This window comes from Paenibacillus sp. FSL R5-0517 (assembly GCF_037974355.1).
Taxonomy (GTDB): Bacteria; Bacillota; Bacilli; order Paenibacillales; family Paenibacillaceae; genus Paenibacillus.
Map to the genome: position 1 here is coordinate 6,423,121 of NZ_CP150235.1, position 21,765 is coordinate 6,444,885.

Consider the following 21,765-nt stretch of genomic DNA (forward strand, 5'->3'; position numbering starts at 1 on the left):
ACAAAGAAAGCAAACCGAATCGAAAGCACGATTATCATCAATATCGAACCAGAATGAAGCGTCTCATGTACCACGAGCAATACGATCTTCTGCACAACTATAAACGAACGAGCGGTTGGCTAACTTGGTAAACTGGAGTTAGAAGAGTAGTCCTTACATAACATTACTGCGCTACATCAAAATCAGTAGCCTTTTTAGTTAAGAAGGACTTCTTTTTTCAATCAATTACATATCGTTTCATTCGTTACTGACAGTTAGAATATATCGAGGAGGCCTTTATTCATGTGGAAAGAGCATCTTCATAGCATTTCGAAGGAGTACACGTTCAGTCCCCCTGCATCTGGTGATGACATTGCAAAGGTGGAAGACTCCTTACAGGTTACGCTCCCTCGTGAATTAAAAGAAATATTGCTCGAAACCAATGGAGTCAGAGCTATTTACGATTTGGGACTTATCTGGTCAGAAGATCGAATTAAGTATGAAAACAGACATTATCGGGATGACCACTCCCAAGATTACTATATGCCCTTTGATCACCTGCTCTTCTTCGGGGAAAGTGGGATTGGGGATTTATTTGCTTTTCCTGTGACAGGGGATGGAACGTGTAGAGATGACGTGTTTGTGTGGAATCATGAAAATGACAGCCGAAAATGGGTCGCACCTTCAGTGTCCAAATATTTGGAGTGGACTTTAGAAGGCAAAATAAAAATTTAGTTTACACGGACTAACGGACCCTAATCTACGATGAATAATTAGATAATTTTGTATTTCCATTTAATGGATATTATATTAATGAACACATTACAAATGAACAAAAGGTGGAATGAACTTATGAATATATCAGAAAAGAAATGTCATGATTGCGGAGGAACATCTTTTGTAGAAGCATCGGACTATATCAACCTTCGTCCATTGGATAAGAAAATGACTCTCGGTGTGGAAAAAATGTACACGGTTTGTCTGGATTGCGGAGAAGTGGTCTCCATTAAGGTGAAGAATCCAGAGAAATTAATATAAACAGGGTTCGTATTAACTATAATTACAAGAACATAATAATACGTATATGAATTTGCCAAAAAGAAGCCCCGGTTCACTTGAATGAACCGGGACTTCTTTTTCTTATAGAACACACCAACGATATAACAACGAATAATCTAATCAATCATCGGAAGAAGACCACCAGATGTGTCTATCCCACTTAAACAATCAACGATACAACCTTACCTGCATTCACATCAATCAGGCCATGGTCCGTGATCTTCAGCGCCGGACTTACCGCGAGAGAATGAGTGCTGATCGACATGATCGGGTTGTAATGCACGTAACCAAGAGACAACATGGCTGCACGCAGTTCCTTCACTTGATGGGATACCACTGCGAGTGGTTCTTCCGTCAGAATGCCACCTACGGGAAGTTCAAGATGGGACAGCACCTTGCCATCTTCCACCACGCAGAAGCCACCCTGGCTCGAAATTACGTTGTTAGCTGCCAATATCATATCTTCACGATTACGTCCTACAACCAGCAGGTTATGATTGTCATGTGAATATGTCGTTGCAATGGCGCCTCGTTTGATGGTGTCTCCACCGATCAAGCCATGTGCTCGATTGCCGTTCACACCATAACGTTCAAAGGTCGCGATCTGCGCATATCCGCTCTCTTCCCAGCGCAATTCGCCATCCGAAGACTGAACCGGTGCAATATGTTCTTCCACAAAAGTAGAACCATCCTTCACCATCATGACACGGCATTGGTACTCACCTTCACCAGCGAGATCAACACCTGATCCACTGACTTTCGGGTCGGACAACTGAATAGCAAAATCTGCTGCGCCCAGTTTCTCTAACTGCACACTCTTATAGAAGTGAGGTGGGAATTGCCCGATGATCCGTTCCTGCTTATACGGTTCGTAATCGTCATAAGCTTTGCGGCCATTTTTGTACACCTGATCAATGGAGAGATCATGCAAGTTGGATACCAGCACATAATCGGCCACTTTGCCAGGGGCAATGCTGCCGCGATCGGTCATTTTCATCCGGGAAGCAGGGGTAGACGTTGCTGCGTAGATCGCATCTTCCGGACGCATCCCCATCTGAATTGCCTTGCGTACGATATGATCCAGATGACCACGCTCCACCAGTGAATCCGGCATCACATCATCTGTGACGAAGCAGAAGTGCTGTGCCACATCATGTTGAATCAGATACTCCATGACTTCAGGCGTCATCGATTTCTCCTGGATTTCAATAAACATACCTGCTGCAATCCGTGCCTGTAATCCCTCAATGCTCTGATGGGTATGATCGGAATCAATACCTGCGTAGATCAGTCGATGCAGATCGAGTCCAAGCAGTTTCGGTGTATGACCTTCGATCACGAGATCGGGATAGTTTTTGCGGATATGCTGTAAAATCTGGTTCGTCTTGCACTCCGGATCACGGATGACATCGACATAGTTCATGATCTCACCCAGACAGATAATCTCGCCAGTGGCGAGCAGCACGTCCATATCTTCGATTTCAATCGAACCACCTGTCGTCTCCATCGGGGTTGCCGGAACGGAGCTTGGGATCGCATAGAACATGTCCACCATCGTCTCTCGACTTGCAGCCATCATCTCCTGAACTCCTTCAAGCCCAAACACATTCGCCATTTCATGCGGTTCTGCAACAATGGACGTTACCCCGCAGCCAATCAAGCCATGGGAAAAGGTTTCCGGTGTCACCATCGTACTTTCAATATGCAGATGGATATCGATCAAACCAGGAATCATGTATCTTCCTCGTGCATCAATGACTTCGTCTGCCTGAATCATCTCCGGTCCACCGGGTCCAACATATAGGAATCTGCCGTCCAACACAGCAGCGACGTTGTTCATTTCAAATCGTTTATAATAACTGTTATACACATGTACATTCACAATCAGTTGATCTGCACGCATGGGGCATAATCTCCTTCTTCACAAGCATTTCACTGCGATCCGAACCGGACAATGAACCTGCACTTTAATCTGCTGTGCTGCACATGACTGCGCACCACCGCCATCATCCGGAATCATCGCATGAGTTGCCTTCTTTGCTGCTCTTATTTCTTCAAGCTATTCCATATATTCATCGCTACTCTACCAGTACAAGCTTGTCCTGTGGGAAGATCAGGCTAACACGCTGCCCGCTAAGGTACGGTGTCTCCATCTCCTGATTGGCTGTAAAGTCACCCAGTTCCGTCTCAACTACATACTGATAGCTGCGTCCCAGATACGTGCTGACTTTGATAATGCCCGGCAAAGCGTTCACCACATCCGCAGAGGTATCACCACTTACGATCAGATCATCCGGGCGAATCGCGCCTTTACGTGCACCGGGACGTGCTGTTCCGGGATGTGCTGTTGCTGTAAATGTGCGTCCACCCGCATGTAATGTGATGACTTCACCTGCATCGCTGCGATCCGCGAATTCAATAAAGTTATGGAATCCGATGAATCGTGCGACAAACTCCGTTGCCGGATATTTGAAAATCGTTTCCGGGCGGTCGAGCTGCTCGACCACACCTTTGTTCATGATGGCTACCTGATCAGAGATCGAGAAGCACTCTTCCTGGTCATGAGAGACATACAACGTTGTAATGCCCAGCTCTTGCTGAATCCGGCGAATCTCCACCCGCATGTTCAGGCGCAGGTTCGCATCCAGGTTACTGAGTGGTTCGTCGAACAAGAGCAGGTCAGGCTCAATAACCAATGCGCGAGCAATGGCCACACGCTGACGCTGTCCACCAGACAGTTCTTGTGGAAAACGTTTCTCAAATCCGTTCAGGTTAACAACTTCCAGGATTCGCATTACACGGGAAGAGATATCCTTGTCTTTCACCTTGCGCATCCGCAGGCCAAAGGCCACGTTGTCATAGACAGACAAATGCGGGAATAATGCATAACTCTGAAATACAAATCCGAAGTTGCGCTTGTTCGCCGGAACTTTCGTATAATCCTTGCCGCCGAACATAAACTTGCCCTGTGATGCTTCCAGAAATCCGGCGATGAGGCGCAGCGTAGTTGTTTTGCCGCAACCGCTCGGTCCGAGCAGGGAGAGCAGTTTACCTTTTTCCAGCTCCAACTGAAAATCCTTCAGGATTGTCTGCTTATCGTATGCCACGGATACGTGGTCTAATGTCAGCAATGCCATAGCGTTCTGCGCCTCCAATTAACGTTTAGTAAAGTATGAAAATCCGCCCATGATCCGTTCGATCACGAACATTAAAAGTCCGGTCAGTACCATCAATAGCATGGAAATCGCTGCAATCGTTGGGTCAAAGTAATTCTCCACATACGTCAGCATCTGAATTGGCAATGTACTAACTCCTGGTCCGGTCATGAATACCGAGATGTCCACGTTGTTGAACGATTCCAGGAAGGCAATCAACACTGCAGCGATAATGCCTGAGCGGATGTTGGGAAGCACTATTGTGAAGAACGTTCTCACCCGTCCCGCCCCAAGACTCAGCGCAGCTTCTTCCACGGCGAAGTCAAAGCTCGACAGACTCGACGCGATAACCCGAATGATGAATGGAAGCATGATAATCGTATGACCAATCAATAGTCCAAGGTACATCGGCAGATGGTAGATTACGATCAGATATTTCATCAATGTAAAACCAAGCACGATTCCCGGGATCAGTACCGGGGACAGGAACAGTGCATTCAGCACGGACTTGCCTTTGAAATCGTAACGACTAAGTGCATACGCAGCCGGAACTCCAAGCACCAGTGCCAACAGGTTCCCCAGCAAGGAAATGATGATGGACGTCTGGAACGTGCGGAGGAAACCGCCTGTGTTGAAAATATTCTCATACCAGCGGAAGGAGAACCCTTCCGGCGGAAATTTGAGTACCGTTCCCGGTTCAAACGAAGTGATCGATATGATCAGAAGCGGGCCCAGCAGAAAGATAAAGACCAGCAGACTGAACAGGCCCAGCCCGATATGTTTCTCCCGCATATGTCTACCCCTTCGGATTTAAAGTTTTGGCCATTTTGTTCATGACACCGACCACGACAAATGTAATCACAATCATAATCGCGGCAACAACCGAGGCCAGATACCAGTCGTTGAGAGTCATGGCGTTCTGATACAGGAACGTAGCAATCACGCGCTGCTTGCCTCCAAGGAGGGCAGGTGTGGTATACGCCGTCAGGCTTCCGACAAAGACAAGCACGGCTCCGATCACAAGTCCTGGCACAGCCAGTGGGAATACAACCCGGCGGAATGCCGTAATGCGCGATGCGCCGAGACTTTGCGCTGCCTTGAGCAAATCACCGTCAATGTTCTCCAGCACGCCCACCAGAGAGATAATCATCAATGGCAGGAACAGATGCGTCAGACCGATCATCATCGCTGCTGGCGTGTACAGAATATCCAATGGTTTGTCCACGATCCCCAGACCAACAAGGGTGTTGTTGATCAGCCCTTTGCGTCCAAGGATGATCATCCAGCTAAACGAACGCACGACCGGGCTGGTCAGCAGCGGGAAGATCGCCAGTGCCAGCAAAATGCCTTTGCGGCGCGGCGCTTTCTGCGAAATATAATAAGCTGTCGGGAATCCGAGCACCACACAGACGATGGTGGTGACCACGCTGACTTGCAGCGTCGTAAGCAGTATTTTCAAAAAGTATGGGTCTCTGAAAAAATGCATGTATCCTTCAAACGTGAAGGAGTTTTCTTGGAAAAACGTCGATCCGATCGTCAGGACAATCGGAATGATCATAAATGCCGCCAAAAACACGAACCCCGGCAGCAATAGCCAGTAGATTACTGATTTTTTCATCGCCATACTCCTGACTTGTAAATTTAATTCGAGATTGATACTTGAGTACTCCGATTGCAGTACCGTCCTTCGATCCCTGTTATCCCCCGATTTAATGATTTATTTTCATAGGTAAAAATCGGGGGATAAAGGGGAACGCTTCGCTTCTCCAGATCGGTTCTGCACTCTCCGCAATCGTATAAATATCTAATTGGGGCAGAGCAACTACGCGTTTAACGCGTTGATAAACAGTTCAAGGAAGCTTTCTGCGTCTACGGTTTCGCAGACGAGGGTGTTGGGCTGCTCGCCCAAACGGTTTTGGAAGTCGCATACCATCTGGCCATCGCACAAGCGGCTGGCGGTTTCGACATCGACGTAATACGATTTGCGTCCAACGAGTTCGGGGGCAAGGGCTACGCCCACGGCCAGTGGATCATGCAACGCGCAAGCGCGAACACCGTTCATTTGTTCATACCGGTTGATGTAGATCTCCGTGCTCTGAGCCACGTACGCGCGCAGTGCAGGATCGGTGAGACGCTCAATCGTTGCTTCATTCAACAGCGTTTGACGCGTCACATCCAGTCCGACTTGTGTAAGTTTCTCGATGCCTGCGTGCAATACGATGCGTGCCGCCTCTGGATCAGCGTATGTGTTGTACTCGGCTGTCGGCGTAATGTTGCCATGTCCGCGAACCACGCCACCCATGAAGATGACTTCCTTCAATAAAGAAGGCAATTCAGGACACTTCATCAGCGCGAGTGCCAGATTGGTTAATGGAGCAGTCATGATCAATGTCAGTTCGCCTGGATACAACTTGGCTTGCTCCACGATAAAGTCCGGCGCAAAACCTTCCTCGGCTTGTTTGGACACCGCCGGATCAGGCAGCGCACCGCCCAATCCGTCCTGTCCATGTACCCGGTGTTCATAATGCGACTTGCGAGTAAGGGGTCCTGCCGCTCCAGCAATCACCGGAATTTCAGGTGCACCCGCAAGTTCAAGGATTTTGCACGTATTCTCTGTTGCCTGCTGGAGTGATACGTTCCCACAGACTGTGGTGATACCGAGAATGTCCAGCTTCCGGCTTTTGACCGCCAGCAAAATTGCCAGTGCATCGTCAATCCCCGTGTCCACATCCATAATGATGCGATTCAGCGATTCACTCATCCGTTCTCAACTCCTATACGGTGATTGGTTGCTTGCTGCAAATGATAAGTTGAACATGTTGATCCAAGAAAACTTTTAAGTCAGTCGGTTACTTGTTTTTATTGTGCAATCTCGCGGTTCCAACGATCTGTCCAGCCTTTAACCTGTTGATTGACGAATTCCATATCCAGCTTGTTCAGTTTCTCAACAACGTCAGCACCGTAGGTTACGCCTTCTGCTTCTTCAGCAGTCAGTTCAACCTTGGTATTAACCGGAGAGTCAACTTTAGCTTTAGCAGATTTTGCTTGTACATCTTGGCTAAGCTGCCAGTTAATGAATTCTTCAGCCAGTTCTTTATTTTTGCTACCCTTCACGACATTGATCGTGTTCATCACGGCATATGCACCTTCACTCGGTGTAACAAACTTCGCATTAGGTACAGCTGCTTTCAGATCTTTGAAATACATTTCCATGATCGGTCCGCCTGCAATCTCTTCCTGAGAGAACATGTTCACGAACTCGGACGTTTGGCTATAGAATTTCACCACATTGCCGCTCAGTTTTTTCAGTTCAGCAAATGCCGCATCTTCATTAAACGTATCATTACCAGCTACACGAGAAGCTGCATCCACAACCATCGGGCCTGCTGTTGCCGTAATATTCGGGATAGTCAGATTACCCTCAAACGCCGGGTCCCACAGGTCACTCCATGAAGTCACTTCTTTGGAAACGAGGTCCGGGTTATAAGCGATTCCGAGTTGTCCAACTGTGTAAGCCGGGCCATAATCTTCACCAAGCGGGGCTTTGGCAATATCATAAATGTCATTTACATTTGGAATTTTGGAGCGGTCGATTTTTTCAAACAAACCTTCATCAATACCTTGTTGTGCATAGTAGTCAGATAGGTAGATAACATCGACATTGGATGTACCCTGACGAATTTTGTTCAGACGTTCAGCGTTATTGCCGACTTCCAGTACGATGTCTACATTATGTTCTTTTTCAAAAGGACCAAATACCGATTCATTGAAGAAATCTTCGGAGAAGCCCCAAGTGGAGATAACCAATTTGGTAGCTGCTGTTCCCCCACTGCCTGATCCACCTGCTGCATCCTCTGTGCTGCTGCCACAACCTGCAAGTAATACCGATGTCATTGCCACTGCTGCCAAACCGCTAATCCACTTTTTCATCATGATCCTGATTCCCCCTGATATATGTGTTTTAACAACCCAACCAATAAGTTGAACTAGCTTGATAACACATCTTACGTAGAAAACAGAAAGAACCTGGAGAAACGAAGTGTTCGCCTTTATCACAAGATTTCTCCCTTAGATAAGGGAATAAAAGAAATCTGGGGATAACAGCGATTGAAAGGTCTTTCTGATTTTCGAAGAATATGATGTGTTATACAGGGCTAGTTCGACTTAAAAAACAAAAAGAAAAGCATTCTTGTATAAACAAGAACACTTTTCTTCGTAAACAAAGGAAAGCGACACCCGCTGCCGGTACATCATCGGTTTCTGCTTCAGAATCAATCCGAAGACAGACGCCATCATATGAAATTGTACGGAACCTGATCATGGATCCGGGCCATAACCTTCGTATGCTTCAACAAGAATCTATCCTGCCGATCCATCCTAGGCCTGTTCCAGAATCACATTCGTGATCGCCCACTGGGTGGACGCATCATAATCCCGCAATATAGCTTCAATTGGCAAACCCATGTGTTGCTCGAGCTTCTCCCGGAATTTCTTCTTATATAAGACAGACATGCGGAAGTCCACTTCCAGCTTTAAGCCGGGGGCCTCCCCTTCCAGGGCGTCAGAGCGCGGTGAACGTCGGTGCTTCGCGTAGAAGGTCACAATGTTCTGGTCAATGGTCACTCTCAGGAGAGTGGTGCCAAATCCGAACAGTTCCTTCGAGATTTCGTTATAATACTGGCACATCTTCTTCTTGCTCTCATTGCTGTCCAGTAGTTCCATGAACTCACCCACATCTCTTACTACCGTACATTCGACGTGTTAACACGATTGATTATACATAAATCTTCTGAAATGAGCAACCCAAAAGATATACTTAACATGTAAATTACACACAGAAGCGAACGATAAGATATTTGCCTCCAAAAAAAATTCGTCTTAAACCGCAGTAAATTTACATTAATATGCCTGCATGTAAGTCCTATACTATTGTTACTTCTAAACTACGTTTTAATACACCGTGTTCGAGTCTTCGTTTCAACTTTCCTTAAAAGGGTATTAATTCCTGCGAAACATAGACAAACTTCGTCAACAACCGTTAAAATGAGACACAATGTTAACATGCTTTTATTTTCTAGAAATTGGAGGCTTATACCATGCAATGTCCAGTATGTAACCACGAAAATGGAGATGCCCAGTTTTGCGAGAGGTGCGGATCTAATCTAACGCAAACTAACTCTTCACCCTCTCTTGTAAAGAACCCGGAATCTGCTGCTGCTTCAGAACCTGAATATACTCGCTGGTCCAGTACGCAGAACACATCTTCCGAGACACCCGTTCGACCGAACACAACATCCGTCTCTACTCAGAAACAACAGACAACAGAATCAACAGGCACCAATGATCATGCTTCTGCAGGAGACAACAGCTCCAATCAGTGGAATAATATCGTGCAGAATGAGAAAGTTCAGCAAGCCAAAGAAGTAAGCAAACAGTATCTATCCTATTTCCTCAGTGTATTAGCTCGTCCTTATCAGACGATGAAAACCGTTGGCGACCAGCATTCACTAAACGGATGGCTAACGATGGCGCTGATTGCAGTCCTATCTTCTACATACTTCTTAATTACCTTTAGTCGCATAGGCATGGACGGCTTGTTCATTGGTGGATTTGTAAGGCCGCTATTGTTCACCGTCATTATCCTGATTGCCTCAATTGCACTGATGTACGCTATTCTGAAAATTGAAAAAATAACCTTCCGTCCCAAAACATTGGTTGCCCAGTTCGGTACATTGCTTGTTCCTGCTGTCGTATCCCTTGTTCTGGCGAATCTGTTTATTATCATCTCGTATTCCATCGCGATCGCCTTGCTTGTGATCTCGTACATCATCATATTTGTCGCTCTGAACTCGGTGCTATTCCACTATCCACTGAATCGTACCAAAGCGGCCATCGACAGTATGTACAGCGTACTCATCGCCAATGTGGTCGTATTCTTTATTCTGTATCGATTGTTGGGTGAGGTTATTATGGGACTGATCGGATTGATGCTGTCGCCGTTTGGTCGTCTGTAAACATTATCCCCGTTATCCGTAAAATTGTATTGAGGCGCTCCCTGCTCACGTGGGGAGCGCCTTTTTTTGTTTTCCAAGGCAGCATTGCACTGTGCATGTATCATACACTATAATGTGTAGTGCAACAGGTATGTTCTTATTGACGTAATAAACCAATCCAGCAACTCCCCGTTACGTAATGAAAGGATTCATCGTTGTTATGAACACTACATTGTGTAGTGTTATATTCACTCATTTTACAAAGAAAGCAGAGGAACTCTCTATGGACATGACCAATATGAATCATATGCAAATGGAGCATGAGGCAGGTACATCCTACCTGTGGCTCATCGTTGGTGTAATTGTGTTACTGTTCTCCATCGCCGCCTATATCTGGGCATCACGCACACAGGGCAAAATCCTGGGCCACATGAAAAAGAAAGAACGGGCGGACATTCAGAAAAAAAGTCGATCCCTTCGGCTGTCTGCACATGTAATGATGGCTGTGTCGATTATTACGTTTGGCCTGTTCTTCATGCAAGGAGCAGGTAAAACATATAATGTAGCCGATCTGGAATCCAACGCGACAATCGACGTGACAGACGATAAATATTATGGGGCTGACCATACGGAGGACCCTATCCAGTATGAGATGACAATTCCAACATCCGGGCCGCATAATCCGCATGATATCAAGTTTGGATTTTACACCGACTTCCCGGGCTATAATTACCTGGTACACAATCTGGAACACGGGGATATCATCATCTATTATCGTGAGAACGCAAGCGAGGATTTGAAGGAACATCTGAAATACCTCGCTAAATTCCGCGAAGCCGGAGCAGGTATTCTGGCTGTACCCAACAAGGATATTCCCGAAGGCAGTGAAGTCGTGGTGACCGCATGGACCAAAACGATGAAACTCGACCAATTCGACGATGCCAAAGTGGGTACTTTTATCAATAAATATATTAATCAGGGACCGGAAAAAATTCCTGCCTCTGTTCGCCAGGGCGGCGGAACAATGTAATGGCGTAATCACTTAGTCATGTGAAGGCATCAAGTCGTAACCATGAAGCTTGTACCAATAATGTACATGGTCAATATAATATTAAAACGTAATTAGCTCCCGGATCAAAATTGACTTGGGGGCTAATTCTTTATCGCCCGGATGCCGATATTTCAAGTAGAAAACTGTATATTTGATATACAATACATACGAACCAAAGAAGCGACAAACACCATCTAAAGAGACAAAGAGACGATTCATCCAACAGATCAAGGGGGAACACTTTTACCAATGAACAGTTTGTTTATGAGGATCTTTTTATTTTTTTCCTGTCTGATGCTGGCCGCGGGTGCGGTTCTTGGCATTACCATGTATCGTTCATCGGCTCAACTGGTCGAACAATCCATGGGGATGCAGGCACAGGCTGTGGCTGAAAGGGCAGCTGCATTAATTGATACTTCTCTGTATGCACCACTCAGTACCGGACAGAACAAGACAGCGTATTATGGCACATTGCGTGAGCAGCTCAGTCAACTGCGCGAGGCCAATGGGCTCAAGTATCTGTATACACTGGGTACACGCGAAGAAAATGGAACTAATACATATTTCTATGTTGTAGATGGGGCCGCTGCCGATGTGGCAGAGGACGACTTCTCCCCTTACGGTTCCGCAGAAGAGACCCCTTACGCGGGTATGTTACAGGCTTTTGAGCAGAATGAACCTATTCGAGGCGAGCTCACCCAGGATGACTATGGAGCTACCATTACAGCGTATGTGCCCATCCATGGGGCTGACGGAAAAGTGTTGGGGTTAGTCGGTGCGGATCTGGATTCCACTGCGGTCTATGAACTGATGTCTCGCAACCGTATGACCATGATCTGGACAGCGCTCGTTATTGTGCTGCTCAGTGTCTTGTTGGTGTATGGATTCGCACACTACTTGACCCGCCCGTTGGTGAAGCTGAAGAAGTTGATTACCGAAGTGGGAAAAGGCGACCTGACCGTCAATGTCGAACTTGGACGAAAGGATGAAGTCGGACAACTGGCTTCCGAATTCAAACATCTGGTCACAGGTACCCGTGATGTTATGACGGGCATCCGTCAAAGTTCCGATTCTCTGCTGCAAGCCGCAGAGGGTGTATCGAAACACTCGCAGGCTACTGCCGAAGCGAGTCAGCGTATTGCCGAGCATACTCATCATACAGCCAGTGGAGCTGCCGAACAGGTGGCACGAGCAGGCGAAGTCACCGTTGCCATGGAAGAGATCACGCGCAGCATGCAGCATATTGCGAACTCTTCTTCTATGGTCGCGGATGTCTCACAGGAGACGACCAATAATGCGGTGCAAGGTCAAGCCAACATCAATACGGCAATAGACAGCATGGACAAAATTCATCAAGCGAATGTGCAGATGGTGGCCTCCACCTCTCAGCTAGAGCAGTACTCTGATAAAATTGAGTCGGTTGCACATCTAATGAAGGGTATCGCTTCACAGACCAATCTGCTCGCCCTTAATGCGAGTATTGAAGCGGCTCGTGCAGGAGAGTATGGCAGCGGGTTTGCAGTGGTTGCCTCAGAGGTTCGCAAGCTTGCGGGGGAATCAGAGCAATCGTCCCAGCATGTCACCGAACTGATCGCCGAAATGACACGTCAGACTTCCCTGTTGTCAGAACATATGTCAGCAAGCACATCTGCCGTACAGTCCGGTCTCGCTGTTGTACAGGAAGCAGGTCGTTCGTTCACATCCATTCATACCGGAATTGAGACGATGAATGAACGTCTGCACGAAGTATCCGCAGCATCCGAGCAGCTGTCTGCCAGCGCAGAGGAAGTGTCCGCTTCCGTGGAGGATATGGAGCATATCTCGCGCGAATCCTCTTCCAGTATCCAACAGGTGTCACACGCTACCGGAAGCCAGCTGCAATCCATGGATGAGATGAGTGCATCCGCTGAATCCCTCCGGGTACTTTCCAGTGAACTGAACGGGCTAATTAGTCGATTTAAAATATAGCGGTAGATTGTTAGATATAGTCCACAGCAAAAAAGCCGCACGGCAGGGACGGGATTATGGGGTCAACCCCATTTCCAGACACTGCCTGCGGCTTTGTTTTTGTTGTACCTTTAAGGATGGCGAGCCCTAAGGCTGCCTGAATTAGTAGCGCTGCGGAGCAGCTTTTTTACCCAAATCCGTCATGTACGTAAAGAACGCTTCCGGATCGGTATCATACACCAGCTGTACTGGGCGTCCGTCTGCTTGCTCCACTGTGCGGCCTTGGCTAGGACCATCCGGAATAACAATACAGTTGACCGTTTTCTTCTTCACGATGTCCTCGCGTCCAACGGAAGCCGTTGTCAGCACATCCCACAGATAATATGTGGAATTTGTCTCACTGTACACCAGTGGCGGACAACCTGCGTAACAGTTCCCCAGGAAATCTACACCTTCGAAGCGACGCTCTGCTGCCCAACGGTTACGAACGGCTGGAGTCAGAGGTACTTTGTTGGTGCTTTCGAGTGCAACCAGATCGATCTGGATGCCGCTCTGCCATACACGGTAAGCCGCTTCCGGGTCCCAGAATACGTTCCATTCCGCTGTGCCGTCATGCTCGGGCTCTTCTACGTTACCACGCTCGAATGTGCCGCCCATCCATACGAGCTTGTCGATTTTCTCTTCAATGTCTGGTGCTTCGTCCAGTGCACGCGCAAGGTCTGTCAGTGGTCCTGTGAACAGGAGCAATGTTTTGCCTTCGGTGTTACGCACTTTCTCGATCAGATGCTGGTGTGCAGGAATAGCAGAGAGTGGTGCTTCCATTTTGCCGGACTCGTTCAGTACAGGAAGTGCATCTACATAGAAGGAATGCAGTCTCCACGCCGCAGGAAATGGATTTTTTCCTCTGGAGTTGGATTTGGATACCTCTACGGAATATGTACCGAAACGATCGATAATTTTACGGCTGGCATCTGTTGCTGGCTCCAGATATCCGTCTGCCGGAATAACCGATACACCGGTTACATGTACATTGTCCATTTGCAGAAGCATGAACAGCGATACGAGGTCATCCACGCCGCCGTCATGGTTAAAATACACATTAAGTTGGTTCGTCATGCTTGCTTTCATCCTTCCCCTGGTTGTCCCATTGATGTTGATTCATCCGTCTGCCCTAAGCCGACGCTTCCTCTATTATGTCCCATAACCCTTGTCTACGTAAACCTTCCCTACGCAAAGAAAACAAGGATCACGCCTCATCCTGCGGATATTTTACAGTTCTACCATTCCATCTCAGGAGCAGACCCGTTCAACTCAATTCTGTGCCATTGTTATGCAAAAAGAAATGGACAGCAGGCTTGAGGCCCCGCCGTCCATACTACCCATCCATGCATTACACGGACTGGTTCTGTTTCTCTTCATTCTTCTCGGCAATCGGTACATACTTGCCTGGCCAGAAGGCCCATTTGCCCAGCAATGTGGTGATTGCCGGAACCATGAACGGACGTACTAGGAATGTATCCAACAACACACCAACAGCCGTTATAATACCAAACTGTACCAACACCTGAATTGGCAATGTAGCAAGTACCGCAAACGTTCCTGCCAAGATCAGACCTGCAGATGTAATAACCGAACTTGTCTCGCCAACACCTTCTCTGATAGCTTGACGAAGCGGCATCGTTTTGCGTTTCTGCCAGATGCTGGAGATCATGAAGATGTTGTAGTCTTCACCCAATGCCACCAGGAATACGAAGGAATACAGCGGAATCGCGCCTTGGATAGCATCTGCGCCAAGGCCATAGTGAATGATGATCCAACCCAGACCCAGTGCAGAGAAATACGACAGAACAACCGTTGCAATCAGATACGCCGTAGCTACAACAGAACGCAAGTATAATAGCAGCAATAGTGTAATCATGCCGATGACCACCGGAATAATGATCTTGGCATCCCGTTCTCCAGCCACTTCAATGTCATACTGCTCTGCTGTCTGACCATCAATCCAGACCTGACTGTCCGCATTGGTTACACCGGCATCTTGAAGCGCCTGTTCCGCAGTAGCCCGCAGATCTGGAATATGCTGCATCGCCTCCATGGAGTATGGATTCAGATCGAATTCCACATCAAAGGCGGTAATGTTGGCGTTCTCGGCACCCTGTTGGGCATCGCCTACTTTGCTAATGTAGTCCAGTGATTCGAGACGCTGCTTCAGATCGGTTTCTTTGCCACCTGAATCTACAATCACTTTTACCGGAGCCAGCTCGCCTTGGGAGAACTGTTCACCAATGACCGTGAAACCTTCGCGGGAAGGTACATCCTCCGGGAACGAAGACAACAGATCATATGTGAATTTAACCTGAGTTGAGAATGCTGCCAGTCCTCCCAGCAGTACCACGGTAATTGCAAGCACTGCCCAAGGTTTAGTGACCACCGTACGGCCAATCCAGCTTTCCTTCACTTTGCGTGGAGCAGGAGCCGGCTTGCCTTTTTTCTTGGCTCGTTCCACTTCCATCTCATGAGTACGCGGTACGAACGGGTAGAATGAACCCCGGCCGAAGATCGCGAGAAGTGCCGGAACCAGTGTCAGACTTGCTATAAACATAATAAAGATGGACAGACTGAATGGTACGGCAAAACGATGATATGCCCCATATTCAGCCAGCAATAGCACCAGCAGTGCTGCAACGACCGTGAATCCACTCATGGCAATAGCGCCGGAAGATCCGGTAATGGCCTGGAAAATGGCTTTCTTTTTGTCCGGCTCATGATAGAGAATCTGGCGGTATCTGGAGATCATAAACAGGCAGTAATCCGTTCCTGCTCCAAATAACAATACAGTCATGATCGAGATGGACTGTGCGTCCACCGTAATCCAGCCTTGATCCGCCATGAATCCGAGTATCGGACTGGTCACCATATACGCGAATCCAACCGCAATAATTGGGATAATCGCGAGTACCGGTGAGCGATAGATCAATAGCAGCAACACCAATACCAGTACAACCGTAGCGATCAACAAGGATACATCGGCGGAGGAAAACAGTCCGCTCGCATCAATGGATATCCCTACGGGCCCGGTCACACGGGCAATCAGTGTATTGGTATCATCTATAGCCACATCGAACGGGTTTGCCCCGAAGATGTCTTGTGTTTTTTGCTCAAGTGCTTCAATGCCTTGCTCTAATTGTTCTGCATCGGCACCTTCATTGAAGAAAAGCGGCATAACCAGGGTGCTTCCGTCTTCCGAAAGCTGACCTTTCAACGCCTGTGGCGGCAATTGATAGAGTGGCACAACGGACTGCTGCTGTTCTACCGGATCTTGATCCAGTCGTTCCGTTAATGCCTGAATGTTCTCAATCTGCTCATCCGTCAAACCACCGGCTTGACGCCATACGATCAGCGCGGGCAATCCTTCACCACCAGGGAATTCCTTCTCGGCAAGTGCAGCTGCCTGAACCGATGGTTTGGACTCACTCAGATCCTGCGCGTTATTAGTTTCACGATCACCTACAGCAGGCCATACCATGCCAAGCACAACGGCGATAATGATCCATACCAACAGTGTAATCCATTTGCTTCGTTTGCCAGCAACCCAGCGACCATAACCCGAACCTTCCTGCATTGTCTCTTCATCTCCCTATTCTGTTTCTATGAAGCCCTATTTATGTGATGATGTAGTAATGAACCACGGGTCATAGTATAATCGACTTAATTATATATACCGGAAGGTTAATTTTGCAATGCCTAATTTGTGAACTTGCTAAACTAGCAATTAAATACGTAAAGAGGTCAGTGATTATGAGCAAAAAAACAAACATTCCCCGGTCTCCGGGCAGACCCAAAACGGGTGCCGATCAAGCATCTGTACAAACCAACATATTGATGACAGCTTCACGTCTGTTTATGGAATATGGGTATGAACCCGTCTCTCTTCAACAGATTGCTTCATTATGTAATGTAACCAAAGCATCGATCTATTATCACTTCACCAGCAAAGCCGATCTGTTCACCGTTGCCATTACACGCATGATGGCAATGAGTATGCAGCAGACTTCACTCCGCTTGGATGAACCTGGCACACTACAAGAGCGGCTAATCAAGGTTGCAGAAGCGAAGATGCAACACTCCCATATTGAAACCGAGACCATGATGCGAGAAGCCGAGAAGCATCTGAATACGGAGCAACTCAGCCAGATTCGAGAAGCCGAGGTTCGTATCTTTGAAGTGCTTGCGACCCACTTCCAGCAGGAGATGGATAACGGCTATTTGCGGGTCGCCAATCCCATGTTGCTTGCTCATGCATTTACGTCACTGCTCATGCTCGCGAACCGCGAAGATGTGCGCAACATGAATGGCGGCAGCATTAAGGAACTCGCACGGGAACTTGTTGCCCTGTTTCTGGATGGAGCGGTTAAGCAGGACTAAAGATCGCCCCAGATTTGGGCCAATGCGGCAATACCCGGGGCAATGTGCTCCGGTTCTATTCCGGCAAAACCGATAATGAACTCTCTTTTGCCGTCTGTTGGTACGCTCCCGTTCGCCCACAAATATTCCGTTGAACTGATCTGTATCCCTGCATTAATCGCTGCGGTCACCAATTCTTTGGCTGACGATGTGGTTGCCATTCGCAGAACCAGATGAAATCCGGAATCTTGGCCCCTTATATCAACCCGATCTCCGAAATGTAATTGAATGGCCTGAATAATCAGGTCATGTTTTCGTTTGTAGACATTACGCATCTTACGAATATGCTTGCCCAGCTCCCCTTCACGCATGAACATCTCCAATGTTCTCTGATGAAGCCGGGAAGCCGACTGTTCGAACAGGATCGTCTTATACATTTCTTGAAAATCATCTAGCAATTCTCTGGGAAGTACCATGTAATGTACACAAAAAGCAGGTGCGAGTACTTGCGAGAAACCACCCATATAGATCACGCGACTTCCCTCACGCAGACCCTGCATGGAAGGAATTGGCCGTCCATAATACCGGAACTCCCCATCGTAATCATCCTCGATAATGTATGCCTTTGTTCGTTCTGCCCAATCCAGCAATGCTAATCTGCGTGTAATCGGCATGGTCATACCTAGCGGAAATTGGTGAGAGGGTGACACACCTACCAATTTAACTCCGGCCTTTTCCAGCTCCATCAAGTTTATGCCCTCATGGTCTAGTGAGATCGGAACAACCTGATAACCATAATTTTGGAATGTACCAGGTAATAGCCGGTATCCAGGATTCTCTACACCGATGGATTGGGTTGATTCTCCCTTGTGAAGCAAGGTCTGTGCCAATAGAGACATTAGCAGATGCTGTTCAGCACCTACAACAATCTGCTCAGGAGAACAGCTGACTCCCCTGAACTGCGCAAGATAGACAGCAATTTCACATCGTAACCCCCATTCTCCCTGTGGTTCTCCATAGAACAATAGCTCTTTTGCTTCTTCCCGCCAGATTCGATTAACATATTGGTGCCATTTCGCAATTGGAAACAGGCTGAAATCATTACGTGACATATGAAAATCATATTGAACGGCTCGGGCAGGGCGTATGCCCTGCTGATCTGACCCTACCGTTTGAGTTGCGGGAGCCTGCTCGGTTAACTGTGTATCTGTTTTCCCGATCTGCATGCCATGGTAGCTGTTCACCATGGCACGAACGCGATAGCCACGACGTGGCTGACTGTATATATATCCTTCGGCGATCAATTGTTGATAAGCCCATTCCACCGGTGTGGTGCTTAACCCAAGCATCTCGGCAAGCTTTCGCACCGACGGCAATCGGCTATGTTCAGCCCATTCCCCGTGAATGATCTCTCTTTTGATATGATCTGAAAGTTGTACATAGATTGGCGCACTATCGTTCTCATCCAGCTTTGGTAATTGAATCATCCTGCTGCACCTCATCTGTCCTGTGAAATTTAATCAAACTGTATATTTGGAAGTATACAGTATTGGGATATACTCTTGTCATTATCAATATGTAATACCAATTTTAAGAGGCAGGGCATTCTTACTCTTTTCGAAAGCCTTGAACTATAGGAGGAACAACTTATGTCACATTCAAAACCATCCCCACGCATCCCCCGTCTGCTGGAAACAAAGCGCATATACCTGCGTCCTTTCGAGATTACAGATGTGGATGCTTACTTCTCCGGTCTGTTTTACACTGAGATGCGCAGGCTGACAGGAACACAGAATAGTTTCACACGCGCTCAGGTTGAACGTTATGTTGAAAACGCAGCACAGGATGATTCCAGACTCATGCTACTTATTGCTTTACAGGAAAATGACCAGATCATCGGAGATGTCGTCCTGATGGATATGCATGCCAAGAATCGCAGTGCACATATTCGTGTAGCCATCGATCAGGCGGAGCATCAAGGAAAAGGCTACGGCAGCGAGGCGTTACTGCTTATGCTGGACTACGGCTTCGGTATCTGTAACCTGCATCGAATCGAACTTGAAGTGTACGCCTTCAACGAGAGAGCTATCCGCACGTATGAGAAACTCGGATTCCAGCGCGAGGGTGTGAAGCGGGATGTCTTGTTCTATAATCACCAATATCATGATGCCATTCAGATGAGCATGCTGGAGGAGGAGTTCAGGCAACGTCATATGAAAGGACAGGCAGGGAATAATTAAGTTTCCGTTCAGCCAAAATGAGACAAAAAAACCGGGGATTTAGTACACCTCCCCGGTTAGAAACTTCAGATGGCCCGTCAGCACCGATAGCTCGGCGGGTGTCTTCATATACAATTCGCCATCCGTGTCAGCTGACATCGGCGTATCTGTGTTCACTTTTAGTGTAGATGCCTTGAAGTATGAAATGCTCTCACTCTGGGGTTGCCAATCTCCCTCGGGCTTATGTGACAGGATCTCTCGCAGCAGCGGGATGCCTGTCTCATGAATAATGAGCACGTCCAGCTCGCCATCCTGCAACGCATCCGGTGCAAAGGGTAATGCATTTGTTCCCAGAAAACGGCCATTGGCTGCATAGATCATCACCGCGTCGCCTTCCATCTCTTTCCCATCTGCCTCCAATTGATAATGAAACGGCTCCGTATGACTAATCGTCTGCAGCGTGCTGATAAAATAACTAAGCTTACCCAGCGTGCCTTTCAGATTCTCGTTAATATTCTGCGATGCATCACTGATCAAGCCAATACCAAAAAAGTTCGTGAACACCCGATCATTGGCTCGTCCAACATCAATAGATACTACCCGACCTGCGAGCATTTCTTGTGCAGCAGTCTCTGCGTCGGGTGAAATGCCGAGCGAACGCGCAAAGTCATTACATGTGCCTCCAGGCAATATGCCAATCAACGGAGGATGCTGCAGATCAGCCAGTCCATTCACGCATTCATGCACCGTGCCATCCCCACCCAGAATAAACACCACATCGAATTGTTCACCGCGTTCACGACACAACTTCTCTCCTTCGCCGGGTTCATCGGTACGCATAATGACGAGTTCATAGACAGCGGGGGCCAGCACACCAACCACGAGACCCACTGTATTCTCACGATTGGCCTTGCCTGAATGATGATGATGAATTAACAATGCTTTGTTAAACTCCATCCTTCTCTTCCTCCATTCTAATGCTTGTTAACCTTTACCCAAGAAGGTTGAATCCATAAACAATCCCTGCGCTAAGCACTCATCATTCCAAATAGGTTCCCCGATCAGATATGCATCCTAATCCTCATTCATTCGTAATAGCTATATAAATTCAACTATTTAGATAACTCGTTGATCTTACAAACCATTTCCTTGGTTAACCAGATGTATGCATGAGAAAAAGGGTTTCTCCGCACCTTATGTCATAAGGCTGCAAATTTTGCTGGTGAGAACCCATTCAAAACGATTCAAAACGGTTATATCTATACCATATACGAATGGAGGGATTCCCTATGATTCCGGCAACGTTGGAACAATTGGAGCAAGTTCGCAAGGAATGCCGTACCATGGTTCGCAAAAGAGCTACCGCATCTGCCGGTACAACACTCGTTCCGCTGCCCGGTACAGACGTGCTGGCTGATGTGGGGATGCTGATGCAGCTGTTGCCTGCCATTAACAATAAATTCGGATTATCACAAAAACAGCTGGACGGCATGGACCCCGAGACCAAATCCATGATCTATGGATTCGTCATGTCCATCGGAAGCAAAGTCATCGGACGTATGGTGACGAAAGAACTGGTTGTCCAGGTTTTAAAAAGAGTTGGCGTACGCGTAGCTACTAAGTCCGTTGCCAAATTTGTCCCATTTGCTGGACAGGGACTGGCTGCTGCACTCAGCTTCACAGCTATGCGATATGTGGGTAACAAACATGTCGATGACTGTTATGAAGTCGTCAAACGCATGATTGAGCAGCGCGAATTGATCCCGGGTGAACCCGCTCCGTCTGCACTGGAGGAAGCTAACAATGACGACATGAAGATAGAAGCGAGGTCGATCTCTAGCAACGGCGCAGATGAACCTGCTAAGGAGTCTAAGGATCAGTAACTAAAACGATCCATATCCTAATGTCACTCCTCTGGATACACGATAAATAGCCAGGAACCCCTAATAGGGGCTCCC

Annotated in this window: 19 protein-coding genes; 8 read left to right on the forward strand and 11 right to left on the reverse strand. The window is 47.5% G+C overall.

Annotated elements, in window-relative coordinates; genetic code table 11:
- Nucleotides 1-282 precede the first annotated feature (282 nt).
- Both MKX40_RS28675 and MKX40_RS28680 read left to right on the forward strand, forming a co-directional pair.
- Nucleotides 283-714, forward strand: coding sequence for an SMI1/KNR4 family protein (locus MKX40_RS28675; protein WP_339238452.1), 432 nt, complete (start codon nucleotides 283-285; stop codon nucleotides 712-714).
- Between the two features lie 117 nt (nucleotides 715-831).
- On the forward strand, nucleotides 832-1,017 hold the full coding sequence (locus tag MKX40_RS28680) for a hypothetical protein (protein WP_339238454.1): 186 nt from the start codon (nucleotides 832-834) through the stop codon (nucleotides 1,015-1,017).
- Between the two features lie 181 nt (nucleotides 1,018-1,198).
- Here the strand turns inward: MKX40_RS28680 and MKX40_RS28685 are convergent, their stop codons facing one another.
- From MKX40_RS28685 to MKX40_RS28715, 7 genes are all read right to left on the reverse strand, one after another.
- Entirely contained in the window at nucleotides 1,199-2,941 is a 1,743-nt protein-coding gene (locus MKX40_RS28685; RefSeq protein WP_339238456.1) for an adenine deaminase C-terminal domain-containing protein, read from the reverse strand.
- Nucleotides 2,942-3,116: 175 nt separating this feature from the next.
- Nucleotides 3,117-4,175: an ABC transporter ATP-binding protein gene (locus MKX40_RS28690; protein WP_339238458.1), complete on the reverse strand. Its 1,059-nt coding sequence runs from the start codon at nucleotides 4,173-4,175 to the stop codon at nucleotides 3,117-3,119.
- Between the two features lie 18 nt (nucleotides 4,176-4,193).
- Entirely contained in the window at nucleotides 4,194-4,985 is a 792-nt protein-coding gene (locus tag MKX40_RS28695) for an ABC transporter permease (RefSeq protein ID WP_124116640.1), read from the reverse strand.
- 4 nt (nucleotides 4,986-4,989) lie between these two features.
- Nucleotides 4,990-5,811: an ABC transporter permease gene (locus tag MKX40_RS28700; RefSeq protein ID WP_036612869.1), complete on the reverse strand. Its 822-nt coding sequence runs from the start codon at nucleotides 5,809-5,811 to the stop codon at nucleotides 4,990-4,992.
- A 204-nt stretch (nucleotides 5,812-6,015) separates the two neighbouring features.
- On the reverse strand, nucleotides 6,016-6,942 hold the full coding sequence (locus tag MKX40_RS28705) for a nucleoside hydrolase (protein WP_339243227.1): 927 nt from the start codon (nucleotides 6,940-6,942) through the stop codon (nucleotides 6,016-6,018).
- A 110-nt stretch (nucleotides 6,943-7,052) separates the two neighbouring features.
- A complete protein-coding gene (locus tag MKX40_RS28710; RefSeq protein ID WP_339243229.1) occupies nucleotides 7,053-8,123 on the reverse strand; it encodes an ABC transporter substrate-binding protein in 1,071 nt (356 codons plus the stop codon).
- 447 nt (nucleotides 8,124-8,570) lie between these two features.
- Entirely contained in the window at nucleotides 8,571-8,915 is a 345-nt protein-coding gene (locus MKX40_RS28715; protein WP_017691786.1) for a Na-translocating system protein MpsC family protein, read from the reverse strand.
- A 374-nt stretch (nucleotides 8,916-9,289) separates the two neighbouring features.
- On the opposite strand from MKX40_RS28715, the gene MKX40_RS28720 reads away from it, so the two are divergent.
- The 3 genes from MKX40_RS28720 to MKX40_RS28730 all read left to right on the forward strand — a co-directional run bounded on the left by MKX40_RS28720 (nucleotide 9,290) and on the right by MKX40_RS28730 (nucleotide 13,205).
- On the forward strand, nucleotides 9,290-10,207 hold the full coding sequence (locus MKX40_RS28720) for a zinc ribbon domain-containing protein (RefSeq protein WP_339238460.1): 918 nt from the start codon (nucleotides 9,290-9,292) through the stop codon (nucleotides 10,205-10,207).
- Nucleotides 10,208-10,469: 262 nt separating this feature from the next.
- Nucleotides 10,470-11,216, forward strand: coding sequence for a DUF3105 domain-containing protein (locus MKX40_RS28725; RefSeq protein ID WP_339238462.1), 747 nt, complete (start codon nucleotides 10,470-10,472; stop codon nucleotides 11,214-11,216).
- A 270-nt stretch (nucleotides 11,217-11,486) separates the two neighbouring features.
- Nucleotides 11,487-13,205, forward strand: coding sequence for a methyl-accepting chemotaxis protein (locus MKX40_RS28730; protein WP_339238464.1), 1,719 nt, complete (start codon nucleotides 11,487-11,489; stop codon nucleotides 13,203-13,205).
- A 141-nt stretch (nucleotides 13,206-13,346) separates the two neighbouring features.
- Here the strand turns inward: MKX40_RS28730 and MKX40_RS28735 are convergent, their stop codons facing one another.
- Entirely contained in the window at nucleotides 13,347-14,300 is a 954-nt protein-coding gene (locus tag MKX40_RS28735) for a nucleoside hydrolase (RefSeq protein ID WP_127548851.1), read from the reverse strand.
- A gap of 274 nt (nucleotides 14,301-14,574) precedes the next feature.
- Nucleotides 14,575-16,806, reverse strand: a complete 2,232-nt coding sequence (locus MKX40_RS28740; protein ID WP_339238466.1) for an MMPL family transporter — start codon at nucleotides 16,804-16,806, stop codon at nucleotides 14,575-14,577.
- 176 nt (nucleotides 16,807-16,982) lie between these two features.
- Here MKX40_RS28740 and MKX40_RS28745 point away from each other — a divergent pair, with 176 nt between their 5' ends.
- Nucleotides 16,983-17,609: a TetR/AcrR family transcriptional regulator gene (locus MKX40_RS28745; protein WP_339238468.1), complete on the forward strand. Its 627-nt coding sequence runs from the start codon at nucleotides 16,983-16,985 to the stop codon at nucleotides 17,607-17,609.
- Here MKX40_RS28745 and MKX40_RS28750 read toward each other — a convergent pair.
- Entirely contained in the window at nucleotides 17,606-19,075 is a 1,470-nt protein-coding gene (locus MKX40_RS28750) for a PLP-dependent aminotransferase family protein (protein ID WP_339238470.1), read from the reverse strand. The genes MKX40_RS28745 and MKX40_RS28750 overlap by 4 nt on opposite strands.
- Before the next feature lie 162 nt (nucleotides 19,076-19,237).
- Between MKX40_RS28750 and MKX40_RS28755 the strand changes: the two genes are divergently transcribed.
- A complete protein-coding gene (locus tag MKX40_RS28755; protein ID WP_339238472.1) occupies nucleotides 19,238-19,828 on the forward strand; it encodes a GNAT family protein in 591 nt (196 codons plus the stop codon).
- Nucleotides 19,829-19,867: 39 nt separating this feature from the next.
- Here the strand turns inward: MKX40_RS28755 and MKX40_RS28760 are convergent, their stop codons facing one another.
- Nucleotides 19,868-20,764 carry a YegS/Rv2252/BmrU family lipid kinase gene (locus MKX40_RS28760; protein WP_339238474.1) on the reverse strand — a complete coding sequence of 299 codons (897 nt, stop codon included), beginning with the start codon at nucleotides 20,762-20,764 and terminating at the stop codon, nucleotides 19,868-19,870.
- A 332-nt stretch (nucleotides 20,765-21,096) separates the two neighbouring features.
- Here MKX40_RS28760 and MKX40_RS28765 point away from each other — a divergent pair, with 332 nt between their 5' ends.
- Nucleotides 21,097-21,690 carry a hypothetical protein gene (locus tag MKX40_RS28765; protein ID WP_339238476.1) on the forward strand — a complete coding sequence of 198 codons (594 nt, stop codon included), beginning with the start codon at nucleotides 21,097-21,099 and terminating at the stop codon, nucleotides 21,688-21,690.
- Nucleotides 21,691-21,765: the final 75 nt, after the last annotated feature.

Excerpts from the sequence above, each read along its gene's own strand:
- MKX40_RS28685 (WP_339238456.1), bottom strand. The coding sequence starts at position 2,941 with ATGCGTGCAGATCAACTGATTGTGAATGTACATGTGTATAACAGTTAT.
- MKX40_RS28720 (WP_339238460.1), top strand. The coding sequence starts at position 9,290 with ATGCAATGTCCAGTATGTAACCACGAAAATGGAGATGCCCAGTTTTGC.
- MKX40_RS28730 (WP_339238464.1), top strand. The coding sequence starts at position 11,487 with ATGAACAGTTTGTTTATGAGGATCTTTTTATTTTTTTCCTGTCTGATG.
- MKX40_RS28750 (WP_339238470.1), bottom strand. The coding sequence starts at position 19,075 with ATGATTCAATTACCAAAGCTGGATGAGAACGATAGTGCGCCAATCTAT.
- MKX40_RS28725 (WP_339238462.1), top strand. The coding sequence starts at position 10,470 with ATGGACATGACCAATATGAATCATATGCAAATGGAGCATGAGGCAGGT.
- MKX40_RS28700 (WP_036612869.1), bottom strand. The coding sequence starts at position 5,811 with ATGAAAAAATCAGTAATCTACTGGCTATTGCTGCCGGGGTTCGTGTTT.
- MKX40_RS28715 (WP_017691786.1), bottom strand. The coding sequence starts at position 8,915 with ATGGAACTACTGGACAGCAATGAGAGCAAGAAGAAGATGTGCCAGTAT.
- MKX40_RS28710 (WP_339243229.1), bottom strand. The coding sequence starts at position 8,123 with ATGAAAAAGTGGATTAGCGGTTTGGCAGCAGTGGCAATGACATCGGTA.
- MKX40_RS28740 (WP_339238466.1), bottom strand. The coding sequence starts at position 16,806 with ATGCAGGAAGGTTCGGGTTATGGTCGCTGGGTTGCTGGCAAACGAAGC.
- MKX40_RS28765 (WP_339238476.1), top strand. The coding sequence starts at position 21,097 with ATGATTCCGGCAACGTTGGAACAATTGGAGCAAGTTCGCAAGGAATGC.
- MKX40_RS28735 (WP_127548851.1), bottom strand. The coding sequence starts at position 14,300 with ATGACGAACCAACTTAATGTGTATTTTAACCATGACGGCGGCGTGGAT.
- MKX40_RS28690 (WP_339238458.1), bottom strand. The coding sequence starts at position 4,175 with ATGGCATTGCTGACATTAGACCACGTATCCGTGGCATACGATAAGCAG.
- MKX40_RS28695 (WP_124116640.1), bottom strand. The coding sequence starts at position 4,985 with ATGCGGGAGAAACATATCGGGCTGGGCCTGTTCAGTCTGCTGGTCTTT.
- MKX40_RS28745 (WP_339238468.1), top strand. The coding sequence starts at position 16,983 with ATGAGCAAAAAAACAAACATTCCCCGGTCTCCGGGCAGACCCAAAACG.
- MKX40_RS28680 (WP_339238454.1), top strand. The coding sequence starts at position 832 with ATGAATATATCAGAAAAGAAATGTCATGATTGCGGAGGAACATCTTTT.
- MKX40_RS28760 (WP_339238474.1), bottom strand. The coding sequence starts at position 20,764 with ATGGAGTTTAACAAAGCATTGTTAATTCATCATCATCATTCAGGCAAG.
- MKX40_RS28675 (WP_339238452.1), top strand. The coding sequence starts at position 283 with ATGTGGAAAGAGCATCTTCATAGCATTTCGAAGGAGTACACGTTCAGT.
- MKX40_RS28755 (WP_339238472.1), top strand. The coding sequence starts at position 19,238 with ATGTCACATTCAAAACCATCCCCACGCATCCCCCGTCTGCTGGAAACA.